The sequence below is a fragment of the Vibrio cyclitrophicus genome, from assembly GCF_024347435.1.
Lineage (GTDB): Bacteria > Pseudomonadota > Gammaproteobacteria > Enterobacterales > Vibrionaceae > Vibrio > Vibrio cyclitrophicus.
Genome location: NZ_AP025480.1, coordinates 1,486,453 through 1,500,797 on the forward strand (window position 1 = coordinate 1,486,453; position 14,345 = coordinate 1,500,797).

The following is a 14,345-nucleotide window of genomic DNA, read 5'->3' on the forward strand; positions in this document are numbered from 1 at the left end:
GTGCATATATTGCTCCTCTCATTTTAGTCTTAAATGAGACCTCAACCTGCTTGGTTCTACGACTGATGCTGGTGTAATTTGGACAACTTAATGGAACATTGGTAAGTCTAAATTTCGAGTCGATAAATCCTTGCAGCGCTCTCAGTGGCATAGAAAAAACTCTCTTCGCCATGAACGCAATCGTGATAGCTAAATCACTGAACCGACGTGGCCTCCCGTGCTTATTATGTTTGCTTTGCGCCCACCCGCTTCTTCAGCTGATGGTTCTATGACTTCGGGTTCTTAGATTTAGGTTAATTCTCAACTTCTAGCGAATTATGTATTGCTCTATAATGGTCGCGCATTACATGAGAAGAAGATATTGATGGACAATAATAGAGAAATAATTGCATACCTTCGTGAGAGTATTCCAGCATTTGAATGCGTTAAAGGCTGCCATGATTGCTGTGGGCCTGTAACGACTTCATCTGAAGAAATGTCGCGACTACCAGTCAAATCTGACGCAGAGCATGAAGCTGCCTTAAATGAATATAATTGTGTGCATTTAGGGCCTAATGGTTGCGAAGTGTATGAAGAAAGGCCACTAATATGTCGATTGTTTGGCACAACACCTCGTATGGCATGTCCAAATGGGTGTCGTCCAGTAGAAATGGTCGATTTAAAAATTGAACGTCAGGTGCATTATTTCATCAGGAACACTCGCCAAGTTTTAGTGTAGTTGGCTCAATAGCCAACAGATCGAACTACAATCACATCAGCATCAAAGATAGCTCACTTATTCGTATTTTCAGTTTCGCAATCGCTCTTTTGAAATCTCGAATAATCATGTCTGTTTCGATGGTCACGCTTGCGATATCAAGTTACAGGGAAATATTCTTCCTTTGGTATCGGGTCTGTTATTAAGCTTTCATACACGAAAGGCGCGATGCAAAAACGCAATATTTACCTTCCTAAAGGGGCAATGAACCAAGATGAATGGAAGCGTGTATTAGCATGTCGTGCATAGTTCCACTTCTTTAGTTCGTGTTGTGCGCCAGTTTGTATTTCAGGTTCTGTTGGTGTGCTAGTATCCCTTTTTTTGCACCGAGCTAATTTATGACTAACGACCATTTCCAGGGTAAATACGAAGTAGAGCTTAAGTATCGTCTCGATTCTAAATCAGAGTTTTTGAAGACATTGAGTCTTATTCCCCATGAAATGATGCTCCAAGATAACTTTGAGTGCGATTGGTATTTCGATAGCCCAGACAGAAGCTTACAAGCTCAAAACAAGAGTTTGTGCATTCGTACTATGGAACCGTCGGGCATCAAACTATGGATTGTAAAAGGCCCAGAGTCTGACCGATGCGAAGCGACAAACATCACCGATGCGTCGAATGCTAAGAGTATGCTTGATAACTTGGGTTACGAAGTGATTCTTGAAGCGCAGAAAACTCGCAGTATTTACTTTGTTGGAGAGTTCCACATCACGGTCGATTCTCTTGCGGGTATTGGTGAGTTTGCCGAATTTGCGATCATGACGGACGATGAATCTAAGTTGTCTGTTTATAAAAGTGAGCTTGAGTTGTTAGCCAGTAAGTTCGGGCTGACTCAATCAGCACTGCAAACTCAATCTTACAAACAGATGTTCGAAGAAATGAACGAATAGCGCAGCGCTTAAGCGTCAGGGAGAGTTATGGACACCATTATCAAACAAGCAATCGAATTGCGAAAAGAAAAATGTATCAAGAGTCTCGTGACTTATTGGCAACGCTACTCACTGATGAAAACTATGCAGCGAAAGCACATTTGCAGATTGCGTGGTCTTAAGACAACCAAGGCAAGAGTAACAGGCGATATCGCTGTTACTTGAGCTTTTAGTTTCCACGACGAATAGCGAAGCAATCAAAGAGTGCCAACGAGCGATCTCTTTGTATGCTCAAGACCTAGATAAAACCTGGTAAACGGCCGAGTCTAAAGCTCGTTAACTCACATGACAAAAAACCTAAGCATCAATGTGATACTTAGGCTTAAAGGCATAGCTTATTTAGTTAAAAAGTCGTTACGCTGAAAGCTCTTTACGTACAATCTCTGCGCCGGCACTTAGCGCATTAAGCTTCGCTGAGGCAATTTCACGAGGTAGGGGAGCCATACCGCAGTTAGTGCAAGGGTAGAGCTTGTCTGCATCAACGTACTTAAGTGTTTCTCGTAGAGTGCTCGCTACTTCTTCTGGTGTTTCAATGGAATCGGTAGCCACATCAATCGCACCGACCATTACTTTCTTGCCTCGAACCAGCTCAAGTAGCTCAAGAGGCACATGAGAGTTGTGACACTCTAAAGAGATAATATCGATATTCGATTGCTGCAGCTTAGGAAATACCTCTTCGTATTGGCGCCACTCTGTGCCTAATGTCTTTTTCCAATCCGTATTTGCTTTAATGCCGTAGCCATAACAAATATGTACTGCTGTTTCGCACTTAAGCCCTTCAATAGCTCTTTCTAAACAAGCGATGCCCCAATCATTCACTTCATCAAAAAATACGTTAAACGCAGGTTCATCGAACTGAATAATATCAACGCCTGCAGCTTCTAGCTCTTTCGCTTCTTCGTTGAGGATCTTCGCAAATTCCCACGCGAGCTTTTCACGGCTTTTGTAATGCGCATCGTAAAGCGTATCTATCATCGTCATCGGCCCCGGCAGAGCCCATTTAATTGGTTGGTCCGTTTGCTGACGTAAAAATTTAGCATCCTCGACAAAAACGGACTTCTGACGAGAAACTGGGCCAACTACTGTAGGCACACTCGCATCATAACGGTTGCGGATTTTAACGGTTTCACGCTTTTCAAAATCAACGCCATTCAAGTGTTCGATGAAGGTCGTTACAAAGTGCTGACGTGTTTGTTCGCCGTCACTCACAATATCAATGCCTGCTTGCTGCTGCTCGTGCAGGGAGACACGCAGCGCATCTTGTTTGCCGTCTGTGAGTTCGTCGCCTTGAAGTTTCCATGGCGACCAAAGCGTCTCTGGTTGTGCAAGCCAAGACGGTTTCGGCAAACTGCCCGCTGTTGAAGTCGGTAATAGTGTTTTCATATTTAATACTGCCTAATTCAGGTGGGACTAAAGTGCGTAATTTGCAGACCAGTTCTCTAGAACTGATTGGTATGGCTTAATGAAATTTTCTTCAGCGAACTTACCTTGCTCTATTGCGAGTTTGCTGCGCTCTTCTCGGTCATACACGATTTGAGTTAGCGAGTGGTCCAAGTTTTTCAAGTTTGGTTGGTAACAGTTGCCCGCAACCGCGTTCGCGTTGTAAATCTCAGGACGGTAGATTTTCTGGAACGTACCCATAGTGCTGATGGTGCTGATAAGTTCTAGGTTCGAGTAATCGTTAAGTAGATCACCAAAGAAATAGAAAGCCAGAGGAGCAACATTATTTGGTGGCATGAAATAACGAACTTGTAAGCCCATCTTCTTGAAATATTGCTCAGTTAAAGAAGACTCATTCGGTTGGTATTCAAAACCTAATACTGGGTGTTGGTTTTCAGTGCGGTAATAGGTTTTATTATCTGATACGCTTAAGCATATAACAGGTGGTTTATTAAAGTTCTTTTTGTAAGCGTCAGAGTTAACGAAATATTTAAAAAGCTTGCCGTGTAAATCCCCAAAATCTTCTGGAATGCTGAATTTATCTTGGCCTTTATTATGATCCAATAGACGTACGCTAAAGTCATAATCTCGAACATACGAAGAGAAGTTATTTCCCACAATACCTTCTATTCTCTCGCCAGTTTTTTGATCAAGAATGTTTGTTTTCAGCACTTCAATTGAAGGAAACGCTTCGCCACTACTCTCAATATCCATATCAACAGAAACGATTTCAAGCTCTACAGAGTAGCGGTCGCCCTTTGGGTTGTCCCAATGTGCTAAGGCGTTGAAACTGTTGTCAATCATCTGTAGCGCGTTGCGTAAGTTAGATTGGCGGTTATCGCCTCTCGCTAAGTTCGCAAAGTTGGTGGTGATGCGCGTGCTATCTGCTGGTTGGTAATTTTCGTCGAGGCTAATGCTTTTAATCGTAAAATTAAATTCTTTATTCATGCTGATTTAGTATCCCAATTTTTTTCTGATTCTCTCGGTCTTTAGTATTAAAACGGCTTTTATTTTTTGCTTGTGACCGGATTAAGAATCGAAGGCTATGCTGTCTTAAATTAATGCTTATTAGAATTAATTTCATATAAAGTTAATCGCTTAAGGTTTTTATACGTTGTTCAATGGGTGATTAATAATGGTATTACTTCACATTCAACATGAGGAATATTCATGATCTATTATGTTTGAAAATTTGAGCTGGTGTCAGTTATATTAATTAGCATGATGGATATATAACCACATTAAAAGTATGTTATTTGAGACGATTAATTTAATTAAGAGATGGACGAAATGAGTGAGTTGCTGTTGTTGATTTTATACTGTGCATTATTAGGCAGTGGTGTTGGGTTTCTAGCTGGTTTGTTAGGGATTGGCGGAGGGCTGATCATTGTTCCGGTGTTAAGCAGCATTTTACTTTATTTAGAAGTTCTACCGTCCGATCAAGTTGTTGTCGCTGCGATTGCGACTTCCTTGGCCTCGATTCTATTTACTTCTACTTCTTCTGCGCTTGCTCACCATAAGAATGGAAACGTGCCTTGGGATCTCGCGCCTTGGATCATGTTAGGGGTTGCTCTTGGCGCATTGGTTAGTGGCTTTATGGCGGCTCTGTTGCCAGAAAAAGTTGTTCGTATTGTGTTTGCAGTGAGTGTGGTTCTTATCGCAATAAAGATGTTCTTAAGCAGCAAAAACGACGCGCCTAAAGAAAGAAAACTGCCAAATAAGGGCATCTTAACCGTCCTGACAACGATCACGGGCGGTTTGTCTGCGATGATTGGCATTGGTGGTGGTGCATTACTGGTTCCGCTGTTGACGTTTTTCTCTGTCGATATGAAAAAGGCCATCGGTTGTGCGTCTGCTTGTGGCATTGTTATCGCGTTATTTGGTTCAATCGGCTATATCAGTTCGGGCAGCAGCCACTTTGCTTTAACTGACGGTTTTGCTGGTTTTGTTTATCTGCCTGCGTTGCTGGGTATAATATGCACTTCTTGGTTTACGGCTCCGTTAGGTGCAAAAGCAACCAACCATTTACCGGTTCCAACGATTAAGAAAATCTTTTCAGTATTGTTGGTGGTTATCGCGGCAAGCATGGTTTCTCGTTAATAAAAGATCGCTCAAGTATGAATATATGGAGCAAAAACGAATAAGTTGATCAACTACCAATAATTAGAAAAGGGCAGTTTCATAACTGCTCTTTTTTATCTCTCGGTCTATGCTTATACAGCTATGTACATGAGTATATTGATAAAACTGTTTAGTTATGAACGATTCACTGCTATAGCTAAATGTATCTTGTTTGATTCAACGGAATGCTATCAATGAGTGGTTTATGGATCCTTTAACGCAGGGCGTATTAGGCGCTTCTTTGTCACAGTCGGCAAGCAGAAAACAGAACTTGGTTGTCGCTGGGGTATTAGGTCTACTCTCTGGATTGGCTCCAGATTTAGATGCACTGATTAAGTCTCAAAGTGACCCTTTGTTGGCTTTGGAATTTCATCGACAATTTACCCACTCACTTTTTTTCATCCCCATTGGCAGTTTGATCTGTGCTTTGGCTCTGCATCATCTCATTGCAAAAAGGCGCGGGCTTTCTTTCAAACAAAGCTGGCTGTTTTGTGCTCTGGGTTATGGCACTCATGCACTGTTAGACGCTTGTACCACTTATGGCACGCAGTTACTTTGGCCTTTGACCAACGCGCGTTTTGCTTGGAATACCATATCAATAATCGATCCTGTTTATACGCTTCCCATCTTAATTTTACTTGTGTTTGCAACGTTGAAACGATCGCCTTGGCTAGCGCGTGTCGCATTTGCTTGGGCTTTGGTTTACCCAACATTAGGGATGATTCAGCGAGATAGGGCAGAGGCGATTGGGTGGCAATTAGCGGAAGAAAGACAACACACGCCGATTCGATTAGAGGCAAAACCGAGCTTTGCTAACATTCTGGTTTGGAAAGTAGTGTACGAAACAGAGGCTCATTATCATGTAGACGCAGTGCGGGTTGGTACATCGGTAATCACGTATCCCGGAGAGTCGATCGCTAAGCTGAACGTTGGCAGGGATTTACCTTGGCTTGACCTTGATTCTCAACAAGCCAAAGACATTGAGCGCTTCCGCTGGTTTTCAAATGGTTATATTGCTCAGGACCCAGCAGATGAGCTGCGTATTATCGACGTCCGATATTCAATTGTACCGAATCAAATGAAAGCACTATGGAGCATCAAGCTATCAAAAACTGTTGATGTTAACACCCATGTAAAATACGAAACGCACAGAGATAACACTCCAGAATCGAGACAGATCTTTTTCGGTATGCTCACTGGCGATAAATGACCTAGTTCTAAACAGTAAAAAGGCTGAGTCAGATAATCTGCTCAGCCTTTGTTTTTCTGCTGTCTAATAGAAAACTATAGGTAACGACTTCTCAAATGATCTTTGAAGTATTGCGCATTTAAAGTCTCACCGGTTGCACCTTTCACTAAATCATCGGTGGTCAGCAAGCTGCCTTTGCTCCAAATATTTGATTCTAACCAAGTGAAGATAGGTGAAAGATCACCACTTTCAATCACAGAGTTCACATCAACAGTTTTCTTCATTGAAGCCATGAACTGAGCCGCGTACATCGCACCTAGTGTGTAAGATGGAAAATAGCCGAATGCGCCGTCTGTCCAGTGGATGTCTTGCATACAGCCATCAGTGAAGTTGCCTTGAGTGCTTAAACCAAGGTAAGACTGCATCTTAGTGTTCCAAAGTTCAGGGACATCGGTGTGTTTGATCTTACCGTTGATCAAATCACGCTCAATCTCGTAACGTAAAATGACGTGTGCTGGGTAGGTCAGCTCATCGGCATCAACACGGATGAAGTCTTTCTTCACGCGAGTATAGATCTTCTGGAAGTTATCTTTTTCAAATTCAGAGCCTGAGAACTGTTGACCAGCCATGTTTGCTAAATGTCCAATGAACGGGTCGCTGCGACCAACTTGCATCTCGAAGAACAAAGACTGAGATTCATGGATACCCATCGAGCGAGCTTCACCCGCAGGTTGACCTGCTAGGTGTTTTGGTAAGCCTTGTTCGTAACGTGCGTGTCCTGTTTCATGCACGATCCCCATTAAGCTTTGAACGAACTCAGCTTCGTCGTAGCGCGTTGTGATACGCACGTCAGAAGGCACACCGCCACAGAATGGGTGAACACTTTCATCTAATCGGCCGTGTTCGAAATCGAACTGAAGCAGCTTCATAACTTCTAAGCCCAGTGCTTTCTGTTTCTCGGTCGAATAGATACCAGATGGCGCGTTAAGTTGCTCGATTGATTGCTTTTCGATTACTTCGTCTATCAAACTTGGTAGCCAGGTTTTAACGTCTGCAAATAAGATATCCAGTGAAGCAGAGCTAGTGCCCGGTTCATAGATATCAAGCATGGCATCATATGGTGTTAGGTTAGCGGCATCTGCGCGGATTTGTGCTTCTTCACGAGATAATTCAACCACTTCACGCCAGTTCTTTTCGAATCCAACCCAGTCGTTGTTACCACGTTGGCTACGCCATGCATGTTCACACTTTGAACCTGCGAGAGATTTTGCTTCAACCAGTTTTTCTGGAAGTAGGTTAGCTTGTTGCCATTGGCGTTTTATTTCACGCAGAGATGATTGTTGTTCGTTATTCAAAGTTTCGTTTTCAGCGGCTGAAATCCAATCACCAAGCTGTGGCTGAGTCATTAGGCCGTGAATATGAACAGATAGCTCGGCCATCGCTTCACTACGAGCTTGGTTTCCCCCAGATGGCATCATGGAAGCTTGGTCCCAACCACAAATAGAGGCGAGATGTTGAAAGCGTGAACACTTTTGAGAGTGTTCGACTAGTTTTTTGAATGCGCTCATTTGACTACTCTTAATTTGGTTTCTTTAAATGATTTTAATGGCAGGGCCAAGGCATGAACTCTTTTCTAGTGTACTTGGATCATGGCTCTGCTTTTAATAATGTTGTATTTCACAGTAGAAGATATAGTTTTAAAAGTATGAAGCAGTACGATGCCATCAATTTACTATTTTTTAACAAATTAGACTGTACCATTGTGCACAAAATCAGTGAGTTGTATAGACAATGGCAATTGTTACTTGCGAATTATCCAGATACACGGTATTGATGATAACTCGCTGAACAAGAATGATAATGATATGGATATTTTGAACTTTGAGGCATTTCTGATTGCCATCACTATTTTAACGCTAACACCGGGTTTAGACACGGCATTAGTGATTCGTAATACTAGCCGCTCAGGCTTAGCCGATGGCTGTATGACGAGCTTTGGTATTTGTAGCGGCCTTTATGTGCATGCGTTTTTCTCTGCTGTGGGGATCTCTGCGATTCTTGCTCAATCAGCTGAACTTTTTCAAGCGGTTAAAATGGTAGGCGCGGTTTACCTAATTTGGCTTGGTTTAAGCAGTTTACGAGCTTTGATGAAAAACGGCGGTGGAATGAATGTTGGTGAGCAAGCTCAACAGGCATACAGTACAAAACGCTCGTTGCGAGAAGGCTTCTTGTCTAATGTTTTGAACCCGAAAACGGCGGTATTTTATTTGGCTTTTCTGCCTCAGTTTGTAAACCCAGAAGGTTCGCCTTTACTACAATCTATGTTGATGGCTTCCGTGCACTTTATGATTGCGATGGTATGGCAATGTAGCTTGGCTGGCGCACTTAACTCGGCTAAGAACTTGTTAAAGAATGCAAGCTTCATGAAATGGATGGAAGGGGTCACTGGTATGGTACTGGTAGGACTGGGTGTTAAGCTTTTGATGGAAGACCCTACCTAAGCTAATTTAGTTTCAATGAAAACCCGCATATCAATGCGGGTTTTTTGATCGTCCAATTTAAATTATGTTCTAACGGCTTCGCAATCATTTGAGGAAGCTAAAGGTTTGAAGAATAGCTTGGTTTCTTCAATGACGACGTTACGTAGCAAGATAAGTCCGATTAGGTTCGGAATTGCCATTAGGCCATTCACGATATCAGCCATTATCCAGATCATATCGAGCTTCAAGAATGCACCAGAAGCAACCAATGCGATGAAGATGATTTTGTAAGGTAACACTGCTTTGGTACCTAGTAAGAAAACAACGCAACGCTCACCGTAGTAGTTCCAACCTAGGATGGTTGTAAACGCGAAGAAGATCAGGCCAATAGAAACCAACATTGGACCTAAAGTATCGGCATTCAAACCCACAGCGAATGCATGAGTGGTCATTGCAGCACCAGATAGGTCTGTTTGCCAAGCACCCGTTAAAATAAGTGCTAACCCCGTCATCGTACAGATGATGATGGTATCAAAGAAGGTACCTGTCATCGAGATAAGGCCTTGCTTCACGCACGAGTCCGTTTTTGCCGCTGCTGCAGCCATAGGCGCACTACCTAGGCCTGACTCATTCGAGAACACACCACGAGCAATGCCAGATTGTATAGCAAGCATGATACTTGCTCCAAAGAAACCGCCCGTTGCTGCTGTGTTGGTAAATGCAGAGGTGATAACAAGGGTAATAGCATTCAGTAGTTGATCGGCGTTTGAAATCAGAACGCTTAAACACGCAACGATGTACATGATAGCCATAGTAGGTACTACTTTTCCTGCCACCTTAGCGATAGATTGAATGCCACCAAGGGTTACCACTGCCACCAATATCGTAAGAACGACAGCAGACATTTCACGCGAAGCACCAAAGGAAATTTCAGTCGCGTCTAAGATAGCGTTAACTTGTGGGAAGGTACCAATACCGAAGCAGGCAACACCCAAAGCGAAAACAGCGAACATCACCGCTAAGACTCTTGAGCCGACACCGTATTGCAAGTAGTACATTGGGCCGCCAACCATTTCGCCATTACTATCGGTTCTACGGTATTTAACAGCAAGTAGACATTCTGCGTATTTGGTCGCCATACCAAATACAGCAGCAAGCCACATCCAGAATAGGGCACCAGGGCCACCAATCTTGATTGCGGTCGCTACACCAACGATATTACCCGTACCAATAGTTGCTGAAAGCGCTGTACACAAAGCGGCGAAGCTAGATACGTCACCTGTACCAGATTTGTCTTTGCTAAATACCATTTTTAGCGCGGTTGGGAGGTGTCTAAACTGGAGTAGGCCTAAGCGAAAAGTAAAATAGATACCTGTACCCACTAGCAGAATAAGCAGTGGTGGTCCCCAAACGAATTGGTTGATGGTTTGTAGTGTAGCTTGTAGGTGGTTCATAGATTCCCCTTAATAAATTAAAAATTTAAGGAGAAGAGGGAAGGCAGTGCAGATCACAGGGATCGATAGCACCACTTAATACATACTGATTTCTAGATAGAATTCTTCTGGTAATTAAGGCTGTTGCTTTCCACTCCTCTGTCCTTTTGCCTGAGAGTTTCACTTAGCGAATCACTTATAGATAAGTAATGGGCACTAAGCTTGCTCCTTCGGCGACCGTTTTCTACAACAAAGTAGTACGATTCTCTCCAGAGGTTCCTCCAACAACAGTCCTCACTTTTCTGGATTTCTCCAGCACAAAGCGCCTGAAAGATTTACTTCTTCGGCGGGTTAATCTAACTAAATGTTAAAACTTAGTTAAAAACCACTCTCCTGCAGTCTTCATCGGAACAATTACCTAAATAATTAGGTAATCTGTAGGCGTATCCTAGATCATATAAAATGTGATGTCAGCTACAAAATGTCTGTTTGCACAAATGTTGTTCAACTAAATGATCAAACAACGAGACTCTGACGTAACTTGCTTATTTAAATGGTATAAAATAGAAAAACAAGGAGGAGTTATGACTCGACTAATAGCGATTGTTTTTTTATTGGCTTTGGCATTCGTGCTGTTTCGTTTCCGGACAAACGAAAAAGTACAAAAAGGGGTAGTTATCGTTATTGTTAGCAGCTTTCTTTTATATACCGCCAGTTTGATGATTTCGGAGCTAGCTCGTTAGACGCTGTTGCGTTCAAATGATAGCGAACGAGTGGATATGGAACCTAAGTGATGTATCGACAACTTAGGTGATAGGATCAGTATTGGTAATTAGTACCAGTGACCGCGTAACGTTAAACATATTTTTGGGAGTACCCGCTAGTGAACCAGCAATCTGGACAAAGCGAACAAGATGAAGTGGTTGTTATTGAAGAACGAGATAAGCGCAGTCAGCTTTACATAGGTATTGCCGCTGTTATTGGTCTGGCTTTAGGTGGCTTGATCGGTTCTACAATCACGGCGTCAAAGTGGGAGTCCACTTATCAAGTACTCGAAACACGTTACCAAGAACTGAATGAAAGTAAAAAGCAATTAATGACATCAGTAGAAACTAAGGTGGCAAAAGTTGACACGGAAATCGATGCGAAAGTAGAAACTGCGCTAAAGCAACAATCAGCAGAGCATCAAAAAGAACTCCAAGATTTAGCGAAACAGTCTGCAGTTTTGGAGAAGGCGAACTACTCGCTAGAACAGCAGATAAACGAACAGAAACAAGCGTTAGAGAAAACTCAACAAGACAATCAGAAACTCAATCGTCAGGCTGATATGCAGTCCACCTTGTTTGAACGCTCACGTGAACTTTTTCGCAAAGAACTACAGATATCTCAAGAACTTGAAAAACTCGAGAAAGAAAGAGATGACATCGAACAGAAACTTGGTTCTTTGAAACAAGCATGTGATGTTTTCTTAGACGGCACGTCATGGGATGCGAAATCTGACGCTTGTGAGAAACAAGATAATGCTAATTCTCGATTGAGTGATATCAGACAAATGATTGAAGTTCATACGATGGACCTCAAACAAATCAAAACACTAACCGAAGAGATGGGCTTATAAGCTTAGTGCTTAATCTCATCAGCAATTAACTTGTTTGACTGCTAGTATTCAAACGCCCACATCATGTTAAAGATGTGGGCGTTTTTGCGTTACTTAACGCGACAATCTGTGAATTGCCCCCTAAAATTTATTATCATATGCAATTAGTTGATTTTTTGGTGACTTTGCATACATATTTAGGTAACCAGAAAGCAGCATAATAGTCGCGCTCAAGGATAAGACCGCGGTTTACTATTACTTCGTGACTCAATAGATGTCTAAGGAAGGATGAAATAATGCATGAATACGAATGCGAAAACTGCCCAATAGTTTATTGCTTTGATGATTGCCATTCGCCACTTAAAGAGGCGAAAATCATAGATATTGAAGCGCTAGCGAAAAGAGTTGATGAAGAGACATCACAAAGCGCAAGAGTGAATAAAGTTCCTCAGGATCTCGATCATCAGCAATAGGTTATATGTGACGGCTATTACTTAACAGCACACAAGTAAACTATTCATTTGAGTCAAACATAAAAAATCCCCACCAACAAAGTTGGCAGGGATTCCAGATTAGTAGCATTATTGTTCTCGCTTTCTCAAGCAAAAGGGTAACTTCCTAGAAGTGACTGTTTTAGAACAATATCATTTTGCTACAAACTACTTCTCGTAAGTTTTGATTTCGCCTGATTTAACGCGAGCAACAAATGATTGCAGTTCTTTCTTCACAACTGGCATCAAGAAGTATAGGCCAAGGATGTTAAAGATAGACATCGCAAAGATAGCCGCATCAGAGAAGTCGATTACCGCGCCGAATTGAATCGTGGCACCAATAACAACAAACACACAAAACATCACTTTAAAAATTAGTTCTGTTGTTTTGCCTTCACCAAATAGGTAAGTCCACGCCTTAAGACCATAGTATGACCAAGAAATCATCGTCGAAAATGCAAACATGATAACAGCGAGTGCTAGTGTGTATTTAAACACTTCTGCAGTTTCAGTAAATGATGCAGCAGTCAGTGTTACACCTGTTAAACCTGTTCCATCGTATGGGCCAGTGTTCAAGCCGGCGATAGTGATAACCAATGCTGTCATTGTACAAATGATTACCGTATCAACGAATGGTTCTAATAATGATACAAGACCTTCTGTGATTGGCTCTTTCGTTTTTACTGCTGAGTGAGCGATTGCCGCTGAACCTACACCCGCTTCGTTTGAGAACGTAGCACGTTTCAGACCTTGGATTAACGCACCTATAAATCCGCCTACAACACCTTCACCAGTAAATGCACCTGAGAAGATAGCGCTAAATGCATTACCAACTTGATCAAGATTAGAACCGATAACAATGAGCGTCATACCAATGTAAAGAGCAGCCATCCAAGGAACAACTTTTTCCGTTACCGATGCAATCGAAGGCATACCACCAACAATCACAGAAAAAACTAAAGCGGCTAGTACAAGGCCAGTAATGACACCGTATTCGCTCGGTACATCAAATGCGTAAGTTAACATGGCATGTGCTTGGTTAGCTTGGAACATGTTACCGCCACCAAGTGCACCCAAAATACACATTAACGCAAAACCAATAGCAAGGGCTTTACCTAATCCACCTAATCCTCTTTCGCTTAGACCTTGGCTTAGGTAGTACATTGGACCACCTGAAACAACACCAGAAGGTAGGATAGTTCGGTATTTTACACCTAAGGTACACTCACAAAACTTAGAAGCCATACCTAGCAGGCCACACAAGATCATCCAGAATGTCGCACCCGGACCACCAATCGCAAGCGCAGCACCAACGCCGGCAATATTACCAAGCCCTACGGTTCCAGAAAGCGCTGTTGTTAACGCTTGAAAGTGGGATACTTCCCCGTCTTCTTTGGTGTTAGGGTCGGTATATTTACCTTTAATAATGTCTATGGCCATACCAACGCGTTTAAATTGAACAAAGCCAAAATATACAGTGAAGATAATAGCGGCGAGTAAGAGCCAGCCAACAATGACTGGGAAGTTTGCTTCTCCAACCGGTACACTTTTAAATATTAATCCAACAAACCACCCCGTGTAGTCGTTGAAAAAGCCATCAACACTTTGACTTAAATTGCTAATTGACTGCTTAAATGATCCAGCTTCTTCTGCAAAAGCGCTGGTACTAAATAATAAGATTAACCCCAAGAATAGTTCACGTATATTTTTCATGGTTTTCCCTGTCTTTATTTTATAAATTTCGATTGTCATACTGAATTTATTTTTTATTTTCAATTTGTCGTTAGTTCAATAACTTATCTATTTCTTTAGACAGCAACAAAAAGGGATGTAGCTAAGTCAAAATAAGAAATAGATATGAACATTGGTCACACTTTATATGAACATCCTTTCAATAGAGTTTATGTT

At 42.1% G+C, this 14,345-nt stretch carries 13 protein-coding genes, 3 pseudogenes and 1 riboswitch; of the genes and pseudogenes, 10 read left to right on the top strand and 6 right to left on the bottom strand.

The window, feature by feature from the left end:
- Positions 1-7 precede the first annotated feature (7 nt).
- A pseudogene (locus OCW38_RS06565) lies at positions 8-244 on the bottom strand (transposase); the annotation flags it as partial.
- Between the two features lie 120 nt (positions 245-364).
- On the opposite strand from OCW38_RS06565, the gene OCW38_RS06570 reads away from it, so the two are divergent.
- The 4 genes and pseudogenes from OCW38_RS06570 to OCW38_RS22965 all read left to right on the top strand — a co-directional run bounded on the left by OCW38_RS06570 (position 365) and on the right by OCW38_RS22965 (position 1,942).
- Entirely contained in the window at positions 365-718 is a 354-nt protein-coding gene (locus tag OCW38_RS06570) for a YkgJ family cysteine cluster protein (RefSeq protein WP_010438450.1), read from the top strand.
- 64 nt (positions 719-782) lie between these two features.
- Positions 783-1,006 (top strand): annotated as a pseudogene (locus OCW38_RS06575) (hypothetical protein); the annotation flags it as partial.
- A gap of 89 nt (positions 1,007-1,095) precedes the next feature.
- Positions 1,096-1,647: a class IV adenylate cyclase gene (gene cyaB, locus OCW38_RS06580; protein WP_010438453.1), complete on the top strand. Its 552-nt coding sequence runs from the start codon at positions 1,096-1,098 to the stop codon at positions 1,645-1,647.
- Positions 1,648-1,674: 27 nt separating this feature from the next.
- Positions 1,675-1,942: pseudogene (locus OCW38_RS22965) on the top strand (hypothetical protein).
- A gap of 98 nt (positions 1,943-2,040) precedes the next feature.
- Here OCW38_RS22965 and OCW38_RS06585 read toward each other — a convergent pair.
- Both OCW38_RS06585 and OCW38_RS06590 read right to left on the bottom strand, forming a co-directional pair.
- A complete protein-coding gene (locus OCW38_RS06585; protein ID WP_010438456.1) occupies positions 2,041-3,069 on the bottom strand; it encodes a methionine synthase in 1,029 nt (342 codons plus the stop codon).
- A 27-nt stretch (positions 3,070-3,096) separates the two neighbouring features.
- The gene (locus OCW38_RS06590; protein WP_010438459.1) at positions 3,097-4,074 is read right to left on the bottom strand and encodes a DUF1852 domain-containing protein; all 978 of its coding nucleotides are present in this window, start codon (positions 4,072-4,074) and stop codon (positions 3,097-3,099) included.
- 342 nt (positions 4,075-4,416) lie between these two features.
- Between OCW38_RS06590 and OCW38_RS06595 the strand changes: the two genes are divergently transcribed.
- Complete coding sequence (locus OCW38_RS06595) at positions 4,417-5,226, top strand: sulfite exporter TauE/SafE family protein (protein WP_261895505.1); 810 nt, start codon at positions 4,417-4,419, stop codon at positions 5,224-5,226.
- A gap of 226 nt (positions 5,227-5,452) precedes the next feature.
- Positions 5,453-6,457: a metal-dependent hydrolase gene (locus OCW38_RS06600; RefSeq protein ID WP_261895507.1), complete on the top strand. Its 1,005-nt coding sequence runs from the start codon at positions 5,453-5,455 to the stop codon at positions 6,455-6,457.
- A 74-nt stretch (positions 6,458-6,531) separates the two neighbouring features.
- Here the strand turns inward: OCW38_RS06600 and OCW38_RS06605 are convergent, their stop codons facing one another.
- The gene (locus OCW38_RS06605; RefSeq protein WP_016797487.1) at positions 6,532-8,004 is read right to left on the bottom strand and encodes a carboxypeptidase M32; all 1,473 of its coding nucleotides are present in this window, start codon (positions 8,002-8,004) and stop codon (positions 6,532-6,534) included.
- Positions 8,005-8,301: 297 nt separating this feature from the next.
- Between OCW38_RS06605 and OCW38_RS06610 the strand changes: the two genes are divergently transcribed.
- A complete protein-coding gene (locus OCW38_RS06610) occupies positions 8,302-8,937 on the top strand; it encodes a LysE family translocator (protein ID WP_010438470.1) in 636 nt (211 codons plus the stop codon).
- 62 nt (positions 8,938-8,999) lie between these two features.
- Here the strand turns inward: OCW38_RS06610 and OCW38_RS06615 are convergent, their stop codons facing one another.
- Positions 9,000-10,370, bottom strand: coding sequence for an alanine/glycine:cation symporter family protein (locus OCW38_RS06615; protein WP_010438473.1), 1,371 nt, complete (start codon positions 10,368-10,370; stop codon positions 9,000-9,002).
- Positions 10,371-10,498: 128 nt separating this feature from the next.
- A riboswitch (glycine riboswitch) is annotated at positions 10,499-10,632 on the bottom strand.
- Between the two features lie 301 nt (positions 10,633-10,933).
- On the opposite strand from OCW38_RS06615, the gene OCW38_RS06620 reads away from it, so the two are divergent.
- The 3 genes from OCW38_RS06620 (at position 10,934) to OCW38_RS06630 (ending at position 12,419) form a co-directional block, all read left to right on the top strand.
- Positions 10,934-11,092: a hypothetical protein gene (locus tag OCW38_RS06620; RefSeq protein ID WP_010438476.1), complete on the top strand. Its 159-nt coding sequence runs from the start codon at positions 10,934-10,936 to the stop codon at positions 11,090-11,092.
- Positions 11,093-11,232: 140 nt separating this feature from the next.
- Entirely contained in the window at positions 11,233-11,967 is a 735-nt protein-coding gene (locus tag OCW38_RS06625) for a chromosome segregation ATPase (protein ID WP_010438479.1), read from the top strand.
- Between the two features lie 275 nt (positions 11,968-12,242).
- Complete coding sequence (locus OCW38_RS06630; RefSeq protein ID WP_261895510.1) at positions 12,243-12,419, top strand: hypothetical protein; 177 nt, start codon at positions 12,243-12,245, stop codon at positions 12,417-12,419.
- 186 nt (positions 12,420-12,605) lie between these two features.
- Here OCW38_RS06630 and OCW38_RS06635 read toward each other — a convergent pair whose 3' ends face one another.
- Positions 12,606-14,150 (bottom strand): alanine/glycine:cation symporter family protein, encoded by a 1,545-nt coding sequence (locus OCW38_RS06635; RefSeq protein WP_261895512.1) that lies wholly within the window; start codon positions 14,148-14,150, stop codon positions 12,606-12,608.
- Positions 14,151-14,345 lie beyond the last annotated feature (195 nt).